General features: G+C 62.9%; 22 protein-coding genes, 1 tRNA gene and 1 pseudogene. 17 read left to right on the forward strand and 7 right to left on the reverse strand.

Going from position 1 to position 24,408, the window contains the following annotated elements; genetic code table 11:
• Nucleotides 1–411, reverse strand: a 411-nt coding sequence (locus A9W95_RS09445; RefSeq protein ID WP_172826589.1) for a DJ-1/PfpI family protein, incomplete at its 3' end; no start/stop codon positions are given.
• Nucleotides 412–581: 170 nt separating this feature from the next.
• Here A9W95_RS09445 and A9W95_RS09450 point away from each other — a divergent pair.
• From A9W95_RS09450 to A9W95_RS09460, 3 genes and pseudogenes are all read left to right on the forward strand, one after another.
• Nucleotides 582–1,232, forward strand: a complete 651-nt coding sequence (locus tag A9W95_RS09450; protein WP_067411295.1) for an HD domain-containing protein — start codon at nt 582–584, stop codon at nt 1,230–1,232.
• A gap of 17 nt (nt 1,233–1,249) precedes the next feature.
• Nucleotides 1,250–1,951, forward strand: a complete 702-nt coding sequence (locus A9W95_RS09455) for a nitroreductase family protein (RefSeq protein WP_067411252.1) — start codon at nt 1,250–1,252, stop codon at nt 1,949–1,951.
• Nucleotides 1,952–1,993: 42 nt separating this feature from the next.
• Nucleotides 1,994–2,493 (forward strand): annotated as a pseudogene (locus tag A9W95_RS09460) (Dps family protein).
• A gap of 237 nt (nt 2,494–2,730) precedes the next feature.
• Here A9W95_RS09460 and A9W95_RS09465 read toward each other — a convergent pair.
• The gene (locus A9W95_RS09465; RefSeq protein ID WP_067411256.1) at nt 2,731–3,447 is read right to left on the reverse strand and encodes an alpha/beta fold hydrolase; all 717 of its coding nucleotides are present in this window, start codon (nt 3,445–3,447) and stop codon (nt 2,731–2,733) included.
• A 691-nt stretch (nt 3,448–4,138) separates the two neighbouring features.
• On the reverse strand, nt 4,139–4,720 hold the full coding sequence (locus tag A9W95_RS09470) for a TetR/AcrR family transcriptional regulator (protein WP_067411259.1): 582 nt from the start codon (nt 4,718–4,720) through the stop codon (nt 4,139–4,141).
• A gap of 266 nt (nt 4,721–4,986) precedes the next feature.
• Here A9W95_RS09470 and A9W95_RS09475 point away from each other — a divergent pair, with 266 nt between their 5' ends.
• The 5 genes from A9W95_RS09475 (at nt 4,987) to A9W95_RS09495 (ending at nt 12,070) form a co-directional block, all read left to right on the forward strand.
• The gene (locus A9W95_RS09475; RefSeq protein WP_082982991.1) at nt 4,987–5,817 is read left to right on the forward strand and encodes an enoyl-CoA hydratase/isomerase family protein; all 831 of its coding nucleotides are present in this window, start codon (nt 4,987–4,989) and stop codon (nt 5,815–5,817) included.
• 184 nt (nt 5,818–6,001) lie between these two features.
• On the forward strand, nt 6,002–6,925 hold the full coding sequence (locus A9W95_RS09480) for a LysR family transcriptional regulator (protein ID WP_067411297.1): 924 nt from the start codon (nt 6,002–6,004) through the stop codon (nt 6,923–6,925).
• A 1,064-nt stretch (nt 6,926–7,989) separates the two neighbouring features.
• Entirely contained in the window at nt 7,990–9,306 is a 1,317-nt protein-coding gene (locus A9W95_RS09485) for a cytochrome P450 (RefSeq protein ID WP_067411264.1), read from the forward strand.
• 201 nt (nt 9,307–9,507) lie between these two features.
• Entirely contained in the window at nt 9,508–10,890 is a 1,383-nt protein-coding gene (locus tag A9W95_RS09490) for an adenylate/guanylate cyclase domain-containing protein (RefSeq protein ID WP_067411266.1), read from the forward strand.
• A 469-nt stretch (nt 10,891–11,359) separates the two neighbouring features.
• Nucleotides 11,360–12,070, forward strand: a complete 711-nt coding sequence (locus A9W95_RS09495) for an SDR family NAD(P)-dependent oxidoreductase (RefSeq protein ID WP_067411300.1) — start codon at nt 11,360–11,362, stop codon at nt 12,068–12,070.
• Between the two features lie 450 nt (nt 12,071–12,520).
• On the opposite strand, the gene A9W95_RS09500 is transcribed toward A9W95_RS09495, so the two are convergent.
• Nucleotides 12,521–13,252 (reverse strand): alpha/beta fold hydrolase, encoded by a 732-nt coding sequence (locus A9W95_RS09500; protein ID WP_253851605.1) that lies wholly within the window; start codon nt 13,250–13,252, stop codon nt 12,521–12,523.
• Between the two features lie 329 nt (nt 13,253–13,581).
• Between A9W95_RS09500 and A9W95_RS09505 the strand changes: the two genes are divergently transcribed.
• The 6 genes from A9W95_RS09505 (at nt 13,582) to A9W95_RS09530 (ending at nt 18,865) form a co-directional block, all read left to right on the forward strand.
• Nucleotides 13,582–14,436: a helix-turn-helix domain-containing protein gene (locus tag A9W95_RS09505; RefSeq protein ID WP_253851606.1), complete on the forward strand. Its 855-nt coding sequence runs from the start codon at nt 13,582–13,584 to the stop codon at nt 14,434–14,436.
• A 29-nt stretch (nt 14,437–14,465) separates the two neighbouring features.
• A complete protein-coding gene (locus tag A9W95_RS09510; protein WP_253851607.1) occupies nt 14,466–15,809 on the forward strand; it encodes an NAD(P)/FAD-dependent oxidoreductase in 1,344 nt (447 codons plus the stop codon).
• A 122-nt stretch (nt 15,810–15,931) separates the two neighbouring features.
• A complete protein-coding gene (locus tag A9W95_RS09515; protein ID WP_067411274.1) occupies nt 15,932–16,426 on the forward strand; it encodes a hydrogenase in 495 nt (164 codons plus the stop codon).
• 13 nt (nt 16,427–16,439) lie between these two features.
• On the forward strand, nt 16,440–17,048 hold the full coding sequence (locus A9W95_RS09520) for a UbiX family flavin prenyltransferase (RefSeq protein ID WP_067411305.1): 609 nt from the start codon (nt 16,440–16,442) through the stop codon (nt 17,046–17,048).
• Nucleotides 17,045–18,634 carry a UbiD family decarboxylase gene (locus A9W95_RS09525; RefSeq protein ID WP_067411277.1) on the forward strand — a complete coding sequence of 530 codons (1,590 nt, stop codon included), beginning with the start codon at nt 17,045–17,047 and terminating at the stop codon, nt 18,632–18,634. Before A9W95_RS09520 ends, A9W95_RS09525 begins: the two co-directional genes overlap by 4 nt.
• Before the next feature lie 154 nt (nt 18,635–18,788).
• A tRNA-Met gene (locus tag A9W95_RS09530) sits at nt 18,789–18,865 on the forward strand.
• A gap of 62 nt (nt 18,866–18,927) precedes the next feature.
• Here the strand turns inward: A9W95_RS09530 and A9W95_RS09535 are convergent.
• Together A9W95_RS09535 and A9W95_RS09540 are read right to left on the reverse strand one after the other, a co-directional pair.
• Complete coding sequence (locus A9W95_RS09535; protein ID WP_067411279.1) at nt 18,928–19,347, reverse strand: DUF6632 domain-containing protein; 420 nt, start codon at nt 19,345–19,347, stop codon at nt 18,928–18,930.
• 80 nt (nt 19,348–19,427) lie between these two features.
• A complete protein-coding gene (locus A9W95_RS09540) occupies nt 19,428–19,781 on the reverse strand; it encodes a VOC family protein (protein ID WP_067411282.1) in 354 nt (117 codons plus the stop codon).
• A gap of 93 nt (nt 19,782–19,874) precedes the next feature.
• On the opposite strand from A9W95_RS09540, the gene A9W95_RS09545 reads away from it, so the two are divergent.
• The 3 genes from A9W95_RS09545 (at nt 19,875) to A9W95_RS09555 (ending at nt 23,389) form a co-directional block, all read left to right on the forward strand.
• Nucleotides 19,875–20,519, forward strand: coding sequence for a DUF1345 domain-containing protein (locus A9W95_RS09545; protein ID WP_067411285.1), 645 nt, complete (start codon nt 19,875–19,877; stop codon nt 20,517–20,519).
• A gap of 99 nt (nt 20,520–20,618) precedes the next feature.
• Complete coding sequence (locus tag A9W95_RS09550; RefSeq protein ID WP_371328044.1) at nt 20,619–22,070, forward strand: FAD-binding protein; 1,452 nt, start codon at nt 20,619–20,621, stop codon at nt 22,068–22,070.
• Nucleotides 22,071–22,147: 77 nt separating this feature from the next.
• Complete coding sequence (locus tag A9W95_RS09555; protein ID WP_172826590.1) at nt 22,148–23,389, forward strand: SDR family NAD(P)-dependent oxidoreductase; 1,242 nt, start codon at nt 22,148–22,150, stop codon at nt 23,387–23,389.
• Nucleotides 23,390–23,394: 5 nt separating this feature from the next.
• Here A9W95_RS09555 and A9W95_RS09560 read toward each other — a convergent pair.
• Nucleotides 23,395–24,408: alpha/beta fold hydrolase (locus A9W95_RS09560; protein WP_156746098.1), on the reverse strand; the 1,014-nt coding region annotated here is incomplete at its 5' end.

Genomic DNA, 24,408 nt, shown 5'->3' on the forward strand with positions numbered 1-24,408 from the left:
CAACCGGACATCATGCCAATGCGTGGTGGCTCGCCGGCCGTTAAGCAAGCCGGCCTGCGCCAGGACGAACGACCCCGTGCAAATCGAGGCCAGGCGCCGGGTCCGCTCCGCGACTGACTTGATCGCCTCGACGAGATCGGGGTCGATCGGCCGACGGGGCAGGTTGTCACTGCCGGCGACCATGACGGTGTCGGCCGAGTCGATGGCCGAAATCGCGTCCGTGACACCTAACCTGGCCCCGATCGAGGTCGTGACGTCACGGCCATCGACCGAGGCGATCTTGAGCTGGTAGTCCGCGCCGAAGCGGTTGGCTTCGGTGAAGACCTCGCTGGCTCCCGCGACATCCAACATCGTCACGTCGTCGAAGACGACGATCACTACTTCGCGCGACCGCGCACCGGCTTCAGGCACGCACCTATTGTGTCGCAATCTGTGGGATACATGGCGCCTGCCCCCCTCTGCGCACGCCGCGCGGCGTGAACCGTCGACCTGTCGGATTTCGTGGGAAACAAGGCTGGAACGGCCCGTACCGAACGGCAAGGTTCTGCCGCATCGTGGATTACGACGAAGGAGAAGCGATCATGGCCGTCGAGTCCATCGAAACCATAGCCGGCATCGTGATACCCGACACCGCACTGGTGCGCGAGGTGACCGACTTCATCCGCACCGCCGAAGATGACGTGTTGTTCCACCATTCCCGGCGGGCTTACCTGTTCGGCGCGCTGCACGCGCGCCGGATGGGTCTGCAACCAGACCTCGAACTGCTGTACGTCGCGGCGATGTTTCACGATTTGGGCCTCACCGCGCGCTACGGCACCTCCGCCGAACGCTTCGAAATCGATGGTGCCGACGCGGCGCGCGACTTCCTGGTGGAACGCGGCGTCGACGAAGCCAAAGCGCACAAGGTATGGCTGGGGATCGCTTTGCACACGACCCCTGGGGTGCCGGCGCGCCTGGCTCCCGAAATCAGCATGCTGGTCGCCGGTGTCGCCACCGACGTGGTTGGCGTCGGTCGAGAGGACCTTTCTCCGAATGCCGTCGATGCGGTGACCGCCGCCCACCCGCGCCCCGACTTCAAGAACCGCATTCTGGTGGCCTTCCACGAAGGTATGAAGCACCGCCCGGAAACCACCTACGGCACCATGAACGCCGACGTCCTGCGCCACTTCGACGCAAATTTCCAGCCTCGCAACATGGTTGACGCGATCTTCGACAGCCCTTGGCCTGAATGAGTGAAAGGAGTAGGCAAATGGATGTCCACGAAGCGCTCTACACCACCAGGATGATGCGGCGGTTGCGGCCGGATCCGATTCCGCTGGACGCGCAGGCTCGTATCCTGGATGCGGCCGTGCGCGCGCCCAACGGCGGCAACACCCAACGCTGGCACTTCATCGCAGTTGACGATCGGGAGCTCATCGGAGAGCTCGCAGAATTGTTCCGGCAGGCTCGCGCGCTGGAATACGAGAAGTTCAGCACTGGCACCGGGCCTATGGTCGCGCCGGCACCCGGCGCAGACCTGGCCGCGCATGCGGAGAACATGCGCCGGATCAAAGGCTCCGGCAATTACCTGGCCGACCATTTCGAAGAGATTCCATTGCTGCTCTTCGTGTTCGCCATCGACGACCTCGGCGGTGCCAACATCTTCCCTGCGATCTGGAGTGTGCTGCTCGCCGCGCGTGCCGAAGGCGTCGGCGGCGTCATGACGATGGTGCTCCGCAATTTCGAGGACCGGGTGAACGAGCTGCTGCACGTCCCCGTCGAACAGGGCTGGAAGATGTCGGCCATGCTGGCCCTCGGCTATCCGCGGGGTAATTGGGGTGTGGCCGCCAATCGTCATCCCGTGCACGAGGTTTCCTCACGCAACCACTGGGATGAGCCATTCGGTATCGAGGTGCCCGAACCGCTCTGGCCGCCGCAGGATGTCCCGGTCCCGCTGCCCGCGGTGGGATGAATTCGTAACTGTGCGAACCAAATTAACCGGAGGAGTTTGAAGATGACGACATCACTGTCCACCAACCGTAGAACTGTCAACGAAGTCAACTCGTTTCATGCGCCAGCTGCTTTGCTGGACAACTTGCAGAAGGTACTCGTCGATCTGATTGAACTGCACCTGCAGGGTAAGCAGGCGCATTGGAACGTCGTCGGAACCAACTTCCGGGACCTGCATCTGCAACTGGACGGCCTCGTCGAGGCCGCACGCGAAGCCAGCGACACGATCGCCGAACGCATGCGCGCCCTCGATGCGGTTCCCGACGGGCGCTCCGACACCGTCGTCGCCACCACCACCGTTCCCGCGATGCCGCCGGGCCTGCTCAGCGTCACCGAGACCGTCGACATGATCAGCCTTCGGATTTACGCCGTGGTAGGTACTTTGCGTGACGTGCACGACGAGGTCGACGCCGCCGATCCTGCGACCGCTGACTTGCTGCAGCGATCATCGACGAGTTGGAAAAGCAGGCGTGGCTGCTCAAGGCTGAGACGGAAACGACCTGACGGGTTGTCACGTCGCCAGGATGGCTGCGGCTATTTGGTCCGGATGGGAGCCCATCAGTTTCAACGTGAAGCGTTAGGCGCCCGCCAAAGCATTCTTCGACTTAGCCCGGAGCTTAACGGCGTCTCGAGCGAAGCATTGGCGGCGCTGACAAGAAACTGGAACTCCCGCGATAGCAGAGTCCAGTCGGACCCGCCTGAGTGCGTTATCAGACAGGATTAAGCGTCAATGGGTCCCGCCTAGTCCTCCGCAGCATCAATAAGGTTGTCGGCCAGCCCGTGCGGGTTCGAGAACATCAGTTCATGTCCGCCCGGCATCTGCACCAACCGAAATTGACCGACACGGCCCGTCATCTGCGGATGCCATCCACCGGGCATCGTGCAGTCGTCAGCGCCGAGCAGGAAGGTTCGCGGTGTCTGCAGTGCATGGAACTTCCTCAGGTCGACGCGATCCTGGAAGGTTCGGCACGGCTCGGGCCACAGATACTGGTAGGCCCAGCTCGCGAGATCTGGCGCTGCGTCGCTCATGAAGCTGTCTCGCCAGATTTCAAAGGGCACTGTGATTGTGCCGTCGGAGGAATCGGCAAACTGCTGGTCCGCAATCAAACGGAGGGCGGGCGGGTACCCATCGTAGATGGACTCGCCGTCCCGCGGCACCACGCCGGCATAGAACACAAGTCGCCGTATGCGCTCGGGGATCGCCTCGGCGACTTTGCAGATGACAGTGGCGCCGACGCTATGTCCGACGAGAACCACGGCAGTCAGATCGCGGGTCAGAATGTGTTCAACTACCGACTGGCTACATTGATCCAGTCCTACCGTAGGGTCAACGTTCTTACCGCGCCCGGTCAGCGTGGGCGCGAGCGCCGTATGTCCGCGCTTCTCGAGGCGAGCGACCACCGTGTTCCACGCGCTCCCGTCGTGAAATCCGCCATGAATAAGGACGTAGGTTCCCAATCAACTACTCCTCTACTGCTCTTCTTCAACCTTCCTGTTGTTGCGGCGCCCAGCACGAAGTGTATGTACGTTAAGTCGTTGGCATCATGCATGTTTCGTTACCGGTATTCCTAAAAAACATGGGCTGCAGGGTGATCGTGCAGAAGAACGTAGTGGGTACCGGTGGCCGGCCCACGCGACCCAGGCGGCGAGGAAACCCACTAGCTCCGCTGCGCCGCCGTGTCCGACCCAGAAGGCAGAAAACGACGGCACCGCATCACCGAATGGCCAACCGTGTGTGCCCGACGCGCTGAGGGCGACGCAGTATCGAGGCTACGAATGTGTGGTGTCGTCTTCGCCGTTGCGCTCGTGCCCATGAAGCTCGGCCAGTTCGCGCATTCGGTCGTCGATCTCGGGGGGTTGATCCTTCGGGCCAGCATCACTTCAAGAATCACCCCGAAGTAGTCTTCGGCTGCTGCTAAACCCATTGTGCTGCAGAGCCTCTACTCGTGAAGCAGGCAATTGCACTGCGCCTCAGGTGTTTGCCGGTATTGCGTAAACCATCCCGGTGCTCATCCTGATCGTCGGTGCTCTGCGAATAAGTCGACCAGACGGCACGCCGACACCATCAACAGCCCTGATGTCGACGCGACACGATTACAACGTCAAGATTGTTGTGAGGTACTAAATCTGCTCAAGCGCTGTCGGGGGCTTACCGTTTCGCTGTGCGGTCGATGAGCGCCTCGCGTGTGGTGCTGAGCAGTTCGTCGGACAGTTCGCCGGTCGCAGCGCGGGCCATCACGACGGCGCCCACCATGGCGGCCAGGGTGGCGATGGCTTCGCTCCTCGCGTCCTTGTCGTCCAGTCCTGGCTTTTGTTCCAGCGCCTCAGTGAGAGCTTCGATGTTGGTTCGGACTCGTTGTGTGTACGCGGCGCGCGCGGAGTTGCTCGCTCGTGCGACGTCGGCTGAGAGGGCCGCGACGGCACAACCGTTTTCAGGTTGGTCGCGGTGGGCCGGGCTTAGATACGCATTGATAATGCCGGAGAGCGGGTCGCCCGTAGATTCATCGGTCGCGCTGGTGTAGCGACTGCCATCGGTGAGGGCCGCGGTGACGGCGGCGTCGATCAGGTCTTCACGGGAGTCGAAATGTCGGTAGAACCCGCCATGGGTGAGTCCGGCCTCACCCATTAATGCTGCGACGGAGAGTCTGGCGACGCCCTCGCTACGGATCCTCTCGGCCGCGGCACGAACTATCCGCTCATGGCTGGCCGCTTTGTCCCGTACACGCCCCATGCTGATCCCCGTCTCAGTTATCGGGAAAGACACTCAAGATGATACTTGACATCCTATTAACTGCCAAAGATGATGATAGGCATCATCTTAAGAAAGACCTCTTGGCGCACCGGTGCTCCGTCCGAGCAGTCCTCGGTGTGTCGCGGAACCAGCTCTGACCGCCCGCCCCTAACGAGGCAATCTCAGCTGATCAATCGAGTGAAGGTCCGGAGTTTAGGAAGTTGCGAACTCACCTAACGCCGAGAACGAAAGGAATGACTTTGGGCATGACCGAAGCGGCATCACACCTACGCATCGTCGAGGAAACGCCGGCCTACTGGCGGGTGCTTTTCGACAACCCTCCTCTCAATCTGGTTGATGACGCCATGTTTGAACGTTTGCAGGAGCTGCTGACACGGATGGAAACGACTGCAAGTCTTCGCGTCGTCGTCTTCGAGAGCGCGAATCCTGACTTCTACCTCGCTCACTTCGACATGTCGGGTCAATCGGGAGGCGTCCGCACGGCTCTCGGACCTTCCGGCATGCCCATCACCACGGACACGTTCTTCCGCCTCACCAAGTCCCCTGTGGTGAGCATCGCGAAGATCAGGGGCCGTGCCCGCGGCGTGGGCAGCGAAATCGTCCTTGCCTGCGACATGCGCTTCGCTTCCCGTGAGAACGCCATCCTCGGTCAGCCTGAGGTCGGTGTCGGTTGCATTCCCGGCGGTGGCGGCACTGAACGTCTTCCCCTGCTGACCGGCCGCGGCCGCGCGCTAGAGATCATCCTTGGAGCGGACGACTTCGACGGTGACACCGCGGAACGCTATGGCTGGGTCAACCGATCTCTTCCGGACGCTGAGCTGGATGGTTTCGTCGATACGCTGGCACGGCGTCTTGCCTCTTTCGACCGGCGCACGATCGAGACAGCGAAAAACCTCGTCAACCAGGTGTCCCTGCCGCCCATCGACAGGCTGCTCGACGGCCGCAACGCCTTCACCGCCTCCCTCGCTTGGCCCGAAACCCAGCAACGATTGAATGCCCTGTTCGAGCGAGGGCTGCAGAAGGAAGGGGACCTGGAGCAGCGACTCGGTACCCACCTCGTCGATGTGCTCGACTGAAAGATCGGCGTTGCGGTCAGTGCAGCCGTCGGATCGGTGGGCGGTTACCACCTGTTAGAGGTCATACCGTTTGTGTCAGCTGATTCGAGCTTGAACGCGTCGCTTCCGTTTCGGCCTCTATGGCGTCGGTCTGGCTTTCGCGCTGGCAGTCAAAGGTTTTGGGTGAGCAGATGTGGAGGTATCGATGGCGACAATGCTGCAGCTGGAGGCTTTTCTGGCGGTGGTCGACCATGGTGGTTTTACGGCGGCGAGCCGAATGTTGGGCCTGTCCCAGCCCGCTGTCAGCCGAGCGGTTGCGAGCCTTGAGAAGGAACTGGGTTTACCGTTACTGAGGCGCCAGCGCGATGGTGCGACACTCAACGAAGCCGGCTCGCGGGCAGCGATGCACGCGCGAGAAGCTGTGCGACACCTGGACCAGATGCACGCCGAAATCTCGGCGATGGCAGGAGAAGTGACGGGAACGCTGCGGTTGGCGTGTTTACCGTCCACCACCGAATTGCTGATTGCTCCGCATCTAGGACTATTCGCCGACCACCACCCGTTCGTCGACATCCGAATCCTCGAGGGAAGCGAGCCAGAAATACGGGACTGGCTCGATCTGGGGGCCGCGGAGGCGGGCGTAGTGTCCCTTCCCTCGCGTGGACTCACCACGGCATTCCTGCGCACCGACGATCTGGTAGCCGTGGTTCCGGCTGACCACCGGCTGTCGGCTCTTGCCGAGGTCAGTTACGCCGAACTGGCCAACGAACCTTTCATCCGATCCACCTGTGGCGTTGCGCCCATCTTCATGGATGTGGCGCGTCGCATCGGTGTCGAATTCGACATCGCTTTCGAGGCGCATGGCTTCAACGCGGTGCTCGAAATAGTGCGAGCAGGCCTCGGCGTGAGCATTTTGCCCAGTGTCATCGCGTCAGGTCCACCTCCCGACATCGCGATTCGTCCGCTCGTGCCACAGACGACTCGTCGTCTGGCCGTGGCCGTTAGCGCCAGCGCCGGCCCAGCAGCCCGCGCGTTCCTGGACCAGATCGCTGCCCGACCGCACCTGATAGACCTACATCGATTTTCAGGCCTTCGATCGCGTATCGACGTCACAAGCGCACGGGGGTAAGCCGGAAACGTATCTCATACGATAAGACAGCCACAATGACTTGTGCTGCAACGCAGCTCGTGGATACGAATCTGCTCGCTAACACGTCGGCTGGAAGACACCAGCATGTTCCGCCTGTCCATTCAGAGCGCGACAGTGGTGTCCTCGCCGGACATTACCAATAGGGTTCCGCAGCGGTGAGCCCTCATTGGGTGCGTGGCGTCGTCTCCGCAGAGACTGGCTTAATGGCGTTGCGAAAGAACGGCTTCGATGATGCTACGAAGGCAGATTGGTCCTCCGGGGTGTCCCGCGTTCGTCTCAGTCGAAAACCCGACCACGAATTAACGTCGGGCCGACCGTGCATCCCGCCGTACATTCATCGCATCTACTACGGATAACGCAGCGCCACAAATAATCTCGGTCTGAAACCCGTTGAGCCGCACCGAATGCGTTGGACGACTTAGCGTCTCAGGAAGATCCGGCAACTATGCCACCGGCGCTACCGGCGACGCCGGACACGGTGTCGGTTGGCGCGCGGCGGTGGTGCGTACCCATTGGTGATACCCCGATTAAGCGTCGCGCAGTTTTGTCGAGGTAATCAGCGGGCCATGCGCCGCTGTGGACGCCGTTGCGGCTCAGAAATGTTCATGCATTTGTTGTTATCGCGCCCACTCCATCTTGCTTTAGTGTCTGCCCCAGCGCAGGACGGCGCTCGGTCGCCTCCCCCGGGAGAGACGCACCCATGGCAGCTACCTCCATCCATGTCAACAGCGCTATGGGCTATGCGCTACCTGACGACTGATCCTGGCAGTGTCGTCTCTGCAAGCTGATGTACGGGTGACTTCCGGGTCGAGCGCCACGATCAACATAGGTACGTGACGTCCATGGAAAGCCCTGTCGCCCACATCATGGACGGGGCGAAAGACGACGACGTGCCAAGGCCATTCAGTATGAAAGGCGCTGCGGTAGGAGCTGGGCTTGGCCAGCACATGGCTCATGCTGTCGTCACAATGCCTTCGCGCTTGCCGGAAGGCGAGACTTGAATCGCGCCTTTCGACTCGGTAAACGACACGCGTGGAGGGCAAATGGCAGAACTGCTGGAATTGGATAGCGAGTTCGCCCAGGATCCGCACGGCATTTTGAAGCGGCTGCGGGCAGAGGCTCCGGTTAACAGGGTCATGATGTTTGGTGGTGTTCCGGTATGGCTGATCACCCGCTATGCCGAGGCAAAGGCGCTACTGGCCGATCCGCGGCTGAGTAAAGACTTGCCGCGAGCGATTCCCTTGTTACCGCCAGAAAACAACGGGGTAGGCCAGGGTGAGTTGAGTGCGAGCATGCTGTTCACCGATCCACCCGACCACACCAGGTTGCGCCGACTGGTGATGAAAGCCTTTACGGCGCGTGCAGTGGAGAAGTTGAGTGGGCGCATTAGCGCCATTGCCGACGAGCTACTCACCCATATCGACAGTCTCGACCCGGTGGACTTGATCGGCGCCTACGCAGCACCGCTCCCCATGCGAGTCATCGGCGAGCTTCTCGGCGTGGCCGTCTACAACGACTTTCGTCTCGCCATCGAGCCGATTATCCATCTATCCAGCAGCACCGCTAAGGAGCGAGCCAGGGCCGCCCTGACAGTTCAGTTGACCGAAATGATCACTACGAAAAGGAAATATCCCGCCGATGACCTGCTGAGTGCGCTCATCGCGGCACGCGACCAGGGTGATGCGTTATCCGAGCAAGAGCTGATGTCGACGGTCTTGCTGCTAATCCTCGCCGGTTACGACACGACGGTGAACCTGATCGGAAACAGTGTGTACGCCCTGCTGCGCAACCCATCTCAGCTGGCCATGTTGCGGGCCAATCCATCGCTGATAGCTAATGCGGTCGAGGAATTCCTACGGATAGAAAGCCCCCTCAGTACGGCCACGCTACGGTTCACCACGGCCCCCATCACGGTGGGCGGCGTCGACATTCCCGCCAACGAATTCGTCATGATCTCGTTGCTGTCGGCCAACCGGGATGCCGATCAGTTCCAGAACCCCGATCAACTCGACATCACTCGAACACCGATCCCACACTTGGCATTCGGGCACGGCATTCATCACTGCCTAGGCGCCCCGCTCGCCCGCCTCGAGGCCAGGATCGCACTCGAGCGTCTATTGAAGCGTTTCCCTCGACTTGAACTGGACCCCACCCGGCCACCGCGATACCGCGACAGCACCGCCATGCACGGCTTCACAGCGCTCTATGTCCACTGCGCAGCCCAACCCGGTGACAATGAGCGGCGGGTCCACCAACCCCCGACTACAGCACCACCCGGACACAAGAAGGCACTGGGGCGAAACGAAACGATAAGTGGAGAACCGCGCACTGACAAAGACGGATGCGCTAGTTCAAAGTGACCACACCATGGCATGGGGCCATGAGCAATCCCACCCTGAAGCAATCGCATTGATGCCGGTGCAAACGACGACCCGTTCGTGGCAGTGCAAGCACAAAGCGATGGACCGAAGGTTCAAATGGCGTCGCAGCACCATGTCGCCAAAGCACATAAGAGTGCCAGGTGCTTGAGCATCCAGGCGGCCTTTTAGGGTCCGCACTCAATGGAAACTGCACGGAAAACGAGCGGCAGCTTGGTCGTGCCAGGCGTTCCTGAAACCCGCTATGCCCGTGACGGTGACGCCCACTTGGCATATCAGAGAGTCGGTGACTCCGGCCCCGACTTGCTTTTCATCCCCACAGCGGCGTTCCCGATCGACTTAATCTGGGACGAGCCCATCGTGGCAGCGCAGCTCCGTCGTCTGGCGTCGTTCAGCCGGTTGACCACAACCGATTTGCTGGGCGTTGGCAGCTCCGACGCGGTCCCGGTGCACGACTATCCGGCGATGCAGAGGTGGACGGACGGACTCGTCGCGGTCCTTGACGCCGTCGGTAGCCCATCTTCGTCGGTCTTCGCCATGGGAGAGTCAACGCTTCCTGCCATGCTCCTGAGCGCCACCCATCCACACCGCGTGCGCTCACTTGTGCTGTGGGGTGCATTTTCTCGATTTTCTCGTGCTCCGGATTACCCGTGCGGGATGCCCGAGCCGGCCCTGACGCGGTTTACGGAGCACTTCAGCACAATTCTTGGCTCGGGCGCTGCAATTGAGGTACTGGCCCCAAGCTGGGCCGGGGACGCCGCGCTGCGACGGTGGTGGGCACGAAATGAGCGACTGAGCGCCGGTCCTGGCTACTTCAAGCCGATCTATGACCTGTACCTGCGCAGCGACCTGCGGTCGGTTCTGAGCAGTATTCAGATGCCCACGCTGCTGATGCACCGACGCCAAGACCGACACGTGTTGCGGGGCCACGCGCATTATCTGGCCGAGCGAATTCCACATGCACGACTGTTGGAATTCGATGGCGACGATCATGTTTGGTTTGCGAGCGACGGTGCCCGGCTTCTCAATGAGATCGAGGCATTCATCACCGGTGAACGCGCTACGTCACCAACAAACCGCGTCCTATCGACCGTGTTATTCACCGACATCGTCGGCTCAACCGAGCGCGCCGCCGTCATGGGTGACAACGCTTGGACGGCCGCATTGGCTGCATACAACCGAGTTGTGGAGCGGCACGTTGCCGGTGCACGCGGCGCCGTCATCAAATTCACCGGCGACGGTGCACTTGCAACGTTCGATGGCCCGGCACGGGCAATCCACTGCGCTTGCGCAATCCGAGACTCGTTCCAAGAACTCGGCCTTTCCATCCGTGCGGGCCTACACACCGGCGAAGTCGAGATGGTCGGTAACGACGTGCACGGCATCGCGGTGCACATCGCAGCGCGGATCATGAGACTCGCCGGTCCCGGAGACGTGCTGGTATCCGGCGCCATCCCACCGCTGGTGCTGGGATCTAAAATTGCGTTCAGCGACCGAGGCAGCTACGAGCTCAAAGGCGTACCCGGCCGGTGGCCCGTCCTAACGGTGAGTAACGAGTCCGCCTAGCACCTTGAGACGCGGAATCCGCTACAGCTTCCCGACCTGGATTGAGCGCATCTAGTTCGAGGCGCGACCTGCAGTCTTTGGCGATTCGCTCGGGCAGTACTCGCGACTGTCTGGCAACGTAGCGACTCAACGTTTCGCCGGCGTTATGGACGTTGCGGTTATTCCGTAAGCATCGAAGCCACTTAGTCAGCCACAGCCATAAAGCAGTCGCTGCCAATGTCCGACACCTGACCAGCTTCTAAACATTGAAGCCCAAGATGACGGTTGACATCACCTGCCAGACAGAAGATGATGGCCAACATCTAAAAAAGTTGGCCGGGCGCTCCTCGGATGTGGATGGTCTCGCGCCGAAGTCCGCGCCGCCTGGATTGGGGTGCGACCGACTCAACGATTCGATCACCGTTAGCGGATGACGGTAAACGGATCCGCCAGCACGTCACTACCGCACCTAAGAATGGGAGGTTTCCAGATGGATATCAACGGATCGATCGCCCTGGTGACCGGAGCGAACAGTGATATCGGCAGGGCGTTCACGACAGCCTTGTTGGAGGAGGGTGCCAGAAGGGTGTATGCAGCCGCGCGTCGACCCGGAGAGATCAGCGATTCCCGGCTGATTCCGTTGGCGCTGAACGTCACTGATTCCGCAGCCGTGGCCTCGGCCGCCGAGGCCTGCCCTGATGTCTCGATACTCATCAATGTGGCCGGTGGGGGAGGTGTACTCGATGTGGTGACTGGCTCCCTGGACGTGGCCCGTAATGAGATGGAGGTCAATGTTTTTGGGACTTGGGCCATGGCTCAGGCGTTCGCCCCGATCCTTGGCCGCAACGGCGGTGGAGCGATGGTGAACATTCTGTCGATCGTCTCCTGGGCTGCGGTCCCGGCGTTGTCTGGGTACTCGGCGGCTAAAGCGGCCGAGTGGTCGTTGACGAACTCTTTGCGGGAGGCACTCTCCGGTCAGGGGACGCTCGTCGTTGGGGTGCACTCGTTCTGGATCGACACTAGGGCCACCAAGCAAGTTCAGGCCCCGAAGTTGGCGCCCGACTTCGTCGCGCAGAGTGCCATCACTGCAGTTCGAGAGGGGAGAAACGAACTGTTGCTCGATGAGCCCACACGGTCGAGCCGCGCGGCATTGGTCGGTGATATCGGTTCGGTCCGTCTCGGTGATGTTTTCGTCGCTTGAGATCGACTAACCAAAAAGACCTTTACCTCCCGCAACCCGTGGCCGTGCGGGCCTCCCGTAAATAGCGTCGCGTCAGCAGCCCTTGGGTGGGCGGTTCCAGCGCCCCCAAACGAGCGCCAAAGTGATCGTTATCCTCTCCGCGTTGCGACAAGACGGCGAACCGGATTAGTGGGCGTCCGAGCAGGCTGATCGACGGCGTCGGGAACAAACTTCCGTGACTTGCCTCTGCAAGTGACAGCCTCATCGACGCCGCAGAGGAAGCAGCGACACGATCGCCGAACGTATGCGTGCCTATATGGGGTTTCCCACGGCCTCTGACACCGTCGTCGCCAGCACCACCGTTCTCGCGACGCCGCCGCGTTCGCTGAGCGTCACCGAGACGGTCACCAAGATCAGCCCTCGGATCTACAGTGTGGTAGGTGTTTGCGCGCAGTGCACGACGAAGGGGATTCAAGCCGCCAAGATCGCTGCGGCTATTTGGTCCGGATGGGTCAACATGGCGTTGTGTGTACCGGGAACTGGGATCGGTTCGACGCTGAGCCGCGCCGCGAATTCCCCAGCCGGCCACTGCAATGCGCGATCACACTCACTGGCCAGGTAGGCGGTCGGGATCGTGAGTGTTGCGGCGCCGACGTCGGAAGCGTCGGTGAAGTACCGACCCGGTTGCTCCGTCAGCAGGTCGGACACCAACCGCTGCAGCTCCGGCGCAACGTCCTGCATGAATCCCTTCTCGACGTCTTCCAGTGTCGCGGGGATCGAGCCGGTGGGTGATTCCTTGATCATTCGCAGATTTGACTCGCGCAGCTCCGGCGGATCGTCGTCAACCAAGCTTCTACTGCGCACCGGTATTTGCGCGTTCAAGTAGACGACCTTGCTGACGCGGTCGGTGAGCCGATGTGCTGCGCCAGTGGTGGGATAGCCACCCCAACTATGTGCGACCAGGATCACGTCATCGTGCCCGAGGTTGAGCACTGTGCTCACGATGTACTCGACCGCGTCGCTGAGCCGGTAGCCCGAGGGATCATCGCCATGGCCCAGACCGGGGAGGGTCAGGGCGATCGCTCCATGGCCATGGGCGCGCAGCCGCTTGGCGACCGGTTGCCAGGACCAGCCCCCGTGCCAGCTACCCGGAATCAGCACATACGTTGCCGCTTGGTTCGGCGTCGGCCGGTACTGGACCACGAAACACTGTCTACCGCAGCGATGCCGGGCACGTGTGTCCGTGCCGCGTATTGTGTACACGAAACGCGCGTCGGACCACGCAACCGTGACGCGCCGCGAGTGATGTCGTTATCTGTGGGAAGGGCGTCCCAATCTGACGCCAGGCGCGCTGGTCACGTACTGGACACTGGCAGTTGTGATTTCACGTAATCTCAGCGGATCGATCATGTCCGCGTCCGCCCACGACCGTCGGCGTTCGCCGGCGGCCTAGGAAAATCTTGGTGAGTGCCCCAGCAATCGCTGCACCCGAAAATATCGCCTGCGCAATCGGGTTCGAGCCGCAACGGCGTATGACTGCTTCAAGCAACACCCTGTCGGCTGCCATCTGGCGATTCGACGATCAGTCGTCCTACGAGCTGACAGGGCCGGCGCACAAGACACTAGACCTCGTGTCCATGGCGTTGAGCGGACACCACCATCACACGTACTTTGCAGACGGACAACAAAAATGGAGTCGACCGCACCCGGCCTTCCACATGAACCTGGTTGCTGCCGGAGAGCAGCCAAGAGGGATCTTCGAATCCGAGCAACCGTTCAGTTATCTGCATGTGTACCTGCCCCACGCCATGGTGGAACGCACCGCTGCCGAAAGCGGTATCAGCAAAGCCGGTAGGACCATCACGCTCATTGACCCCATGTGTTCGCGCGATCCGTTCGCCGAACAGATCTGCCGCCAAATCGTCCGCGAGATGACCTATGTCGATGCGTGTTCGGCCCTGATGATCGACTGCCTAGCCCAGCAACTCGTCGTTCGCCTGATCCGAGAACACTCGAGCCTAAGCGGATCGGCGACCATCGCGCCCAAACACACTCCCGGCTACCGCGACTGGCGCCTCAAGCGGGCGGCCGAATACCTCGAGGCGAACCTCTCGGAGAATATCGGACTCGCCGAGTTGGCGGATGTGGTTGATCTGTCAGCGGCGCGCGTGGCAACGCTGTTTCGCGAGGGCATGGGGGAGCCACCGCATCGGTGGTTGATGAACCGGCGCTTCGCCAAAGCGTGTGAGCTGCTACGCGACCCATCCTTGAGCATCGCCGAAATCGCGCGGCAATGCGGGTTCGCCAGCTCCCAACATTTGGCCACGGTGATGCGCAAGCGCCTCAATACCACGCCGACCGCCTACCGCACGCACCTTCTCGCCTGACCCAACTTCCCGACAGCTTGGAGATGAATGTGTCTGAAAGTTATGGCAACGCGGTAGTCCTCGGCGCCGGCATGACTGGGCTGCTGGCCGCTCGGGTACTTGCCGACTTCTACAGCGAAGTGACTGTCGTGGAACGCGATTCGTTGCCGGACGGACCGCTCACCCGCCGTGGCGTACCCCAGGGCGGGTTGCCGCATATTCCGGCAGCCCGGCTGACGCGTACCCTCGAAGAGCTGTTTCCCGGGTTCCTCGACGAGCTTGTCATCGGCGGTGCGCGGGTCTGGGAGGATGGCGACCTCTCGCGGCTGTGCATGAACTTCGGCGGACGTCAGCTGTTGCGTTCCGGAACGATTCCGGACCCGAAGTCCATCGTCATCCACTATGCGCACCGGCCCTACCTCGAGTGGCGGCTACGTCGCCGCGTGCAGGCCGTCCCCAACGTGACCTTCTACCAGGGCCACGTCGCGCTGCGGCTGACGGCGACTCAGCAGCGTGGCAGGATTACCGGTGTCATACTGGCGCAGCGCGATTCGGGCGCCGAGAAAACGGTGACCGCGGATCTCGTCGTGGACGCCACCGGGCGCGGCTCGCGCACACCGGTGTTCCTCGAACAACTCGGCTATGGGCGACCCCGCGAAGACGAACTCAAGGTGCACGTGACCTACGCCGGCCTGCCGGTGCACATAGCGCCGGGCACCTTGCGAGAAAACGTCACATTGACCGCGGCCGAACCCAGCCAGCCGGTGGCGTTCGCGATGTTCACCGGTGAAAGCGACACCTATCAGCTTGCCGTGCAGACACTGAGCGGGCAGCCGGCGCCCGCCGATCGCGCCCAGTTGTTCGACAGTCTGACCGGAATCGCGCCCGCCCACGTCCTGGCCGCCGCGCGCAGCGCCGAACCCCTGGCCGACATCACGCACTACAAGTTTCCTTCCAACCGGTGGCGCCGGTACGACAAGTTGGCGCGTACTCCCGATGGTCTGATCGTGATGGGTGACGCCATGTGCAATTTCAACCCGCTCTACGGCCAGGGCATGTCGGTCGCGGCCATCGAAGCGTTGATCCTGCGTACTTGCCTGCATCAGGGCGCCGAAAACCTGCCGCGGCGCTTCTTCGGACTTGCGGCCAGGGAGATCGGCGTGGCGTGGCAGACGGCGGTGAGTTCGGACTTGGCGCTGCCGCAGATACCCGGGAAGCGAACCGCATCTGTCCGGCTCAGGAACGCTCTGGTGGACCGCATGGTAGCCGCCGCACAGACCGATCCGGCAATGGTCCAGCGATTCCTGCAGATGATGAACATGGTTGGCCCCCGCGCCGAGCTGTTCCGCCCCTCGACACTGCTCCGCATGACCGGGAAACGACGAGCCGCTTAACGCGCGGCAGCCGCAGGTGGCTGGCCGGAACTGTGGGAAAAACGTCTCGCCGACCCTAGTGGGCGAGCCGTCTGTGAGCGCATGCTTGACGCATGCAAATCGCGGCTTAGGAGGTGTTTCCGATGGCACAGGACACGGACCGCCGTCTTGTTCGGCACGGCATGGTGTTGTTCCTGCTCGGCCTGATGACCGGCACGCAGCAGCGCAGATTCACCAACATGCGAATGGCGCTCTCCGCGCACCTCGAGGGCGTCATGAACGGCACCTTCTTGATGGCGTTGGGCGCGACATGGGGCCAGGTGAACCTCCCGCGACGTATCGGGCAAGCCACCCGATGGGCGGCGCTGTACGGCACCTACGGCAACTGGTTGTTCACCACGCTCGGCGCCGCGCTGGGGACCGCCGCCGCCAATCCCACTCTCTCGCAGGGACATCACGGCACGCCCCGGCAGGAGAAGGTGGTGCTGCTGGGCTTCCGCAGCATGCGTTACGCCTTTTTGACTGCGGTGGTGTTGATCCTGGTGGGGCTCTCACGTCCGAAGACCAAATCGACGCAAGCCGAGCAGCAACACGCGAATTCGCAAAGCGTCGAACCGCCGACGCTACAAGTGGTTTAAGGGAGTGATCAACATGCGAGTAGTGGTTGGCATGACTGGAGCGACTGGCGCCGTACTCGGCATTCGTCTCCTTGAAGTCCTTCGCGATCTGGACGTCGAAACCCACCTCGTGCTCAGTGATTGGGCGCGGGCGACCATCAAGCTCGAAACCGACCGCAGCGTCGCCGACGTCCGGGCACTGGCTACCCACGCCTACGGCGCCCGCGACCTCGCCGCAGGAATTTCCAGCGGATCGTTCCGCGCGGACGGCATGGTCATCTGCCCCTGCAGCATGAAGACGTTGAGCGCCATCCGAATCGGGTTCAGCGACAACTTGATTACCCGTGCGGCTGACGTGACGCTCAAGGAACGCCGCAGGCTCGTGTTGGTGGCGCGGGAAGCTCCGCTCAGCGAGATCCACCTGGAGAACATGCATTACCTGGCGCGCATGGGCGCGGTGATCTTCCCGCCGACCGTGGCGTATTACGCGCGCCCCGTCTCGGTCGCCGAAGTCACCGACTACGTCGTCGGCCGCGTCATCGACCAACTCGGAATCGAACATTCGCTGATCAACCGGTGGAAGGATGACGAACACTCCGCGGAAGGTGACGGCGTGCGTCCACGGATGAGGGCAGTGCAATGAGCACAGCCACAGACGCTTTGGCCACTCAGCAGCAGGATGCCGACACCGGACCGGATCTGCGCAGCTGGCTGGCCACGCTGCAAGCCGCGGACCAGTTGCGGCGCATCAGCGCCCGCGTCGACTGGAATGAGGAGATCGGCGCCATCACCCGGGCTAACCTGTCCCTCGGTGGTCCCGCGCTGCTCTTCGAGAACATCGTCGGCCACGAGGACACCCGATGCACCAAGCTGCTGACGTCCGCGATCGGCAATCGCCGCCAGATCCAGTTGATGCTGAATCTGCCTGAGAGTGCTGATGATTCGGCCATCGTGCGGCACTTGAAAGACGTGTTCAAGAAACCCATCCCGCCGCGCATCGTCGAGACCGGACCGGTCAAGGAAAACATCGTCGCGGGCGAGGACATCGACCTCTGGCAGTTCCCGGCGCCCAAGTGGCACGCCACCGACGGCGGTCGCTACATCGACACGTTCTGCGGTGTGGTCACCGAAGACAAGTTCACCGGGCGCGACAACATCGGGGTCTACCGCGGGATGATCGTCGACCGCGACAAGATCGCCAAGCTGATGGTGCCCAGTCAGGGGTGGGGCGGTCACTTCCAGCAGTACAAGCCGGAGCCCATGCCGGTGGCGGTGGTGTACGGCTGGCACGACGTGTTGCCGTTCTGTGCGGGCAGCCCGTTCCCTAAAGAGGTCTGCGAGTGGGACATGATGGGCGCGTTGCTGGGCCGCCCGGTCGACCTAGTGGCTTGCGAGACGGTGCCGCTGCATGTGCCGGCCAGCGCGGAGATCGTCGTCGAGGGTTACCTGGACCCAGATCCCGGCACGTTCATGGACGAGGGCCCGTTCGCCGAGTACCCGGGGTATCTCGACGGGCATCCGGCGCCAACACCGGTGCTACGGGTCACCCGCATCACCCACCGCGACAACCCGGTGCTGCGCGGCACGGTCGAGGGCATCCGGCCCGGCTTCAGCAACGAAGACGCCATGGTGAACTACGCGCGCTCGGCGATTGTCTGGAACACTCTGGAAGGCATAGGGATTGGCGGCATCACCGACGTGTGGATGACGCCGGTGTCCAACGGCACCAACATCGTCGTGCAGATCCGCAAGGCCTACCGCGGCCACGCGCAGCAGATCGCCTCGGCGCTGTGGGGCAGCGGTGGCGCGGTGTGGTTCTACAAGCACGTCATGGTGGTCGAGGAAGACATCGACATTCATGACCCGGAGGCCTTGGACTGGGCGATGGCCTATCGGGTGAACGCGGGCCTGGGTGACATCGCGATTTATGGACCGACGATGGGTTCGCCGCTGGATCCGTCGACGCCGCCGGAGAAGGCCAACATGGCCAAGTACGGGTCGGGGGAGTGGACGCGGGTACTCATCGACGCCACCCGCAGCTGGGAGTTCGAGCCCCGCCCGGAATGGGGCGGCCGGCACTATCCGCCGCTTAACACCATCGCCCCCGAACTGGAAACCCGCGTGGCGGCGCGGTGGGAGGAGTTGGGCATCGGGATCCCGTATCTCGATGAGCGTCGGCGGGAGGCGCTGACCATGGAGCAGCTGCGTAAGCGGCTGCCGGACGTGTGAGGTGGGTTAGGCCGTTGCGCCGTTGCGCCGCTGCGCCGAGATTGCCGCCACGGCTGTGGTCATAGGCTGGACCACGACCATGGCGGCAATCTGGGCGGAGTCAGCTGGCGATTTGGAGAGGTTCCCACGCGTTGGGTAACCTTGCGTTTACCGACGCGGGGTGGAGCAGCTCGGTAGCTCGCTGGGCTCATAACCCAGAGGTCGCAGGTTCGAATCCTGTCCCCGCTACCAGCGGAAATGGCTCCCGGAGATTCCTCCGGGGGCCTTTTCCATTCCTGTAAAACGGCCTGCGCCTACCGCGTGAGCGGATCTCCCGCGCGCTGCGCCGGCGGCTGCTTCAGACCCGACGACAGAACGAGCGCTGACAACACGATCGCGACAAGAAGCAATGCCAGGACATCGCCCCACAGGTGTCCCATCTGATGACCGGCGCCGAAAGACTCCACCCCCATGACTACGGCATGCACCACACTCGACCACACCGCGAACCAGATAAGGCTCAGATGAGCCTCGGGGCAGCGCGCCGCGTTGATCAGAAACACACCCAGGGTGGCGTACACCCCGACGATCATCATGAAGTAATCCGAGTGGTGCGGCGCACCGGAATGCCACGCCCAACCCGACGGCCAGACCACCGCCAAGGGATAAACGAGCAGCATCACCGCGCCGAAAATCACGAGCGCCAACTGAAGAAGTCGGTAAGGCGTTGCCATTTTGCGCTCCTTTCGAAATGATGTCCGGATTCTCCACCTCGAAGCGGACCCGACGTCACCCGTCTGAAACCAGGGCCGCACTAATACACCTCCCGAAACCCCCCAATCAGCCTGATCGTGTTGCCGTCCGGGTCCGTCAGCGCCGACAACCGCACTCCCTTGTCCGCGTCCACAATCGACCCCGGCGTCAACCCTCGCCCGGCAAGCTCGTCGATCGCCGCCTCCAAATCGTCGACCGCGAAGTTGACCATCGCACTCCCAGCACTGCCAGCATCGGCGAAGACCTGAATCCACCCCGCGCCGGTAATGCGCCACTCATACAACGACCCCATCGGATTGTTGGTCGGCGAAACGCCGAAGAACCGTCCGTACCACTGCGCCGCCGCTTCGATATCGGTCACCGGCAAGACCGCCAATACATGTTGAATGTCCACGCGCCGCCCTCCTCATGCGCCCTTTATAGGTTTGACTCCCGCACAGCCCCGAAGTCACCGGCGCCGAACAAGCCGAGTGCTTAGCTTTTCGCCATGGAATCTCCAACCCGACGGCACGTCGTCACCCGGCTCATCGTGGCGCTCGCGGCCGCGACGATCACCGCGGTACTAGTCGGCGAAACCCAAAACTGGTCCTACGCACCGAGCGCCGGCTGGATCGCGGCGGCCTGCACATACCTGGGCTGGACCTGGTCGGTCGTCTTACCCATGGACGCCGAACAAACTCGCGAACACGTGCAACCCGAGGACCCGCCCCGAGGCTGGTTGACCGACGTCATCATCCTGACCGCCAGCATCGCCAGCCTGGCTGGTGTAGCCCAACTCCTCGCCGCGGGCACCAAGGCCGGTGCGGAGAAGAACGTCGCCGCCGCCATCGGCGTGGTGAGCATCGTCGCGGCCTGGTGCGTGGTGCACACCGTCTTCAGCGTGCGCTATGCCGACGTCTATTACTCGAACGCCGCCCATGGCATCAGCTTCAACGGCACCGACCACCCGCGATTCGTCGACTTCTTCTATCTTGCCTTCACCATCGGCATGACCTACCAGGTCTCCGACACCAACCTGCGCAGCGGCCAACTGCGCGTCATCGCGCTGTGCCAGGCCTTACTGTCCTACTTCTTCGGCGCCGTCATCCTGGCGGTGACCATCAATCTGATTGTCGGACTAAGCAACTCCTGAAACGCCATTGCTACCGGATTGGTCACGGTCGCCTAACGTCTTGCGACACAAGGTGCGGCGCGGCCCAACCCGACAGCCGGAGTCGACCACACTGCGGGCATGACGGTACCGCCCCAGCCGGCGCATGCAATGTCGCGGCAGGCGTTCCTTCGCGCTGCCGCCGGGGCGTTGGCCGCCGGCGCACTCCTCGGCAACGCGCGCGCCGCCGCCGACCCCAACACCGCGGGGTGGAGTGGTCTTTCCGGCGCCATCGGCGGGCAGGTGCTCACCCCGGGCGAGGGCGGATTCGCTTCGGCCAAGCAGGTTTTTAACACCAACTACAACGGTTCCACACCCGCTGCAGTCGTCGTCCCGGCATCGGTGGCAGACGTGCAGAAGGCACTGTCGTTCGCCGCCGCCCACAACCTGAAAGTGGCCCCGCGCAGCGGTGGCCATTCGTATGTCGGGGCCTCCACGGCCGACGGCATGATGGTGCTCGACTTGCGGCAACTGCCCGGCGAACCCAAATACGACGCCGGCTCCGGGCAGATCACGGTGACCCCCGCCACCAGCCTCTACGCCATGCACCAGACGCTGGCCGCGGCGGGCCGGGGCATCCCAACGGGTACCTGCCCCAGCGTCGGCGCCGGCGGACACGCGCTCGGCGGCGGGATGGGCGCCCATTCCCGCCACGCCGGCCTGCTCTGCGACCAACTGACGTCGGCGTCGGTCGTGCTGCCCAGCGGCCAGGCCGTCATCGCGTCCAACGCCAGCAATCCCGACCTGTTCTGGGCGCTGCGCGGCGGTGGAGGCGGCAACTTCGGCGTCACCACCTCGCTGACCTTCGCGACCTTCCCCACCACGCAGTACGACGTCGTCAACCTCATGTACCCGCAGCAAGCATTCGCCCAGGTCCTCGTGGGATGGCAGAACTGGCTGCGCACCGCCGACAAGAACAGCTGGGCACTGGCCGACAGCACCACCGAGGCGACGGGCACCCACTGTCGCATCCTGGCGACCTGTCCCGCCGGCCAGGGCGGCAGCGTGGCGAACGCCGTCACAACCGCCGTCGGCCTGCAGCCGTCCGGGGTCGAGAACCACACCTTCAACTACCTAGACCTGGTCAACTACCTCGCCGTCGGGAACCTCAACCCGTCGCCACTGGGCTATGTCGGCGGCTCGGACGTCTTCACCGCCATCACCCCGGCCGCCGCCAAAGGGATCGCCACGGCGGTCGACGCCTTCCCCCGCAACGCGGGCCGCATGCTGGCGATCATGCACGCCCTGGACGGTGCCCTGGCCACCGTCGCCCCGACGGCCACCGCCTTCCCCTGGCGCCGGCAAGGCGCGCTGGTGCAGTGGTACGTCGAGACGGGTGACCCAGCAGCGGCCACCACCTGGCTGGCCACCGCACACCAAGCGGTGCAACCGTATTCGGTCGGCGGCTATGTGAACTACATCGAGGCCAACCAACCGGCTTCGCGATACTTCGGCTCGAACCTGTCTCGGCTCAGCGCCGTGCGGCAGAAATACGATCCGAACCGAATCATGTTCTCCAGCCTCAACATCTGACCACCCGCGACCGGACGTTTGACGTCTGACCGGCCGGGTATCAGCGGCGGATGCCGAAAACGACATCTCCTGCCACCGTGCTGATTACCGGAGCGTCCAGCGGTGTGGGGGAGCAAACGGCGCTGCGCTATGCCGAGCGGGGCTGCCGGCTGGTGCTCGCCGCCCGCGGCGCCGCGGAATTGGAGGACGTCGCGCGCCGGTGCCGGGAAGCCAGCGCCGCCGACGTCCTGACCCTGCCCACCGACATCGGGGAGCGCGACCAGGTCGAAGAGCTTTTCGACGTCGCGCTGAGTCGGTTCGGTCAGCTCGACATCGTCGTGCAGAACGCCGCGGTGGCGGCCTTCGGACGTTTCGTCGACGTGCCGGCAGAGGTCTTTGACGCCGTCATCCGCGTCAATGTCCTGGGCGCCGCCAACGTCACCCGGTCGGCCCTGCAGCACTTCAACAGCCGCGGCCACGGGCAACTGGTCATCGTGGATTCCTCGCTGGGCCAAGTCGCGGTGCCCTACCTAGGGGTATACGTGATCGGCAAGTTCGCGGTCACCGCCCTCATCCGAGTCTTGCGCCAGGAATATCGTCAGCTGCCCGATGTGAAGATCCATGGCATCTATCCGGGCGCGGTGAACACCCCGATCTATGCCCGCGCGGCCAATTTCTTCGGTCAACGCGCGCACGTACTGCCGGTCAACGATGCACCGGCCAAGGTCGCGCGCCGCATCGTGCACGCGACGGATTCCGGACGGACCGCAGAGCGCCAAGTTGGCGTGTTCAACTACCCGATGCTGATCGCTTACCGCACGCTGCCACGGGTATTCGACGTGTTGGTCGGCCCGCTGATGAAACTCGGTGGCTTCGCCCGCGAACCGCTGGCGGTCACCACAGGCAACGTATTCAAGAAGGTCGGCGCCGTAGCGCGTGGGCTGAACGACGGCGAGGAGAACGACACCATGCACGGCATCACCGAACAATTCGTGACGGCACTCGACGAACTGCATCGCAACCGTGATGCGGGCCCACTCGTCGACTTGTTCGCCAACGACGCCACGCTGAGCAAGGTCGGCGTGCCCCAGACCAAGAGCGGCAAGGACGGCGCCCGCAGCTTCTGGGAACAGTACCGCGACGGTTTCGACTCGATCAGCGCCGACTTTCGCCAGGTCACCACCAACGACTCGACCGCTTTCCTGGAGTGGACCTCACAAGGCACGCTGAGCAACGGCCACGAGTTCCGCTACGACGGAGTCAGCGTGCTGGAGGGCAGCGAGGACGCCATCGAGTCGTTCCGCACCTACTACGACACCGCCGCTTTCCTGCCCAAGTAATCGGATCACCTCAAGAATTCGAGCACGGCCGACAGGAACGCGGCCGGTGACTCCAAGTGCGGGACATGCCCGGTATCGGGCACGCCCACGAATCGCGCGTCGGCCATCTTGGCCGCGCACGCCTGGGACAGGGCCGCAATATTGCCCTTGGACGGTTGGACTTGTGGCGCAGTGTATTTCGCGCCCGCATAGGTCCGGTCGTTGAGGCCGCAGACAAAAAGCGTTCGGGTGGTCAGTGCCGCGACGAAGTCCACCGCAGGCTCGTTGAGCAACATGTCGTAGCCCGCAGCGGAGCTCTGCACCCAGCGCTCGAACTCCGGTGACCGCCCGACGGCCGCACGCACCGCGACGAAAGGCTCGATGAACCGCGCCTCCTTGTGCACGAAATAGTGCCCGATGTACTGGCGATTCTGGTCTTCGGTCATGGATCGCTCATCGTCTGCCCAGTCGTCATGCCCCACCTGGCGGGTCAAACCAAGTCGGTAGTCTTCGAGCCCCATCGGATTCTCCAGCACCAGGGCGCGCACCCGCTCGGTCACCGCCCGCGCCATGTGCATGCAGATCAGCCCGCCCGTCGAATGACCGATGAACGCAGCAGAATTCACGTGCAAGTAATCCATCAAGGTGCGCAGATGCGTCACCAGTGAGGCCGCGGTCAACGTCGACGGTTTGGTGGATTTACCCCAGCCGACCAGATCCGGCACGATGACTCGAAACCCTTTGTGTCGTAGCGCGTCGATCACTCCCGCCCAGTAGGCACCGAAGAAGTTCTTCCCGTGCACTAGCACGACGTCACCCTTCGAAGGTCCGCGCTCGGGTGCGACGTCCATGTAGGCCAGACGCGCCTGGCGCTCCCAGTTCGGCGCTGGACGCTCGATCCAGTCGGCGGCGGCGATGTGCGTGACGTCGAGGTAGTGCACCGGGTGGGGATAGGGATAGGTCTCGAGTCCGATGCCCAGGGTGTCGCCGGGAGGCCACGGGACGACCGGTTCAGCCCCGCGTGAGCCAGTCGGCGCTGC

The organism is Mycobacterium sp. 1423905.2 (assembly GCF_001673155.1).
Taxonomy (GTDB): domain Bacteria; phylum Actinomycetota; class Actinomycetes; order Mycobacteriales; family Mycobacteriaceae; genus Mycobacterium.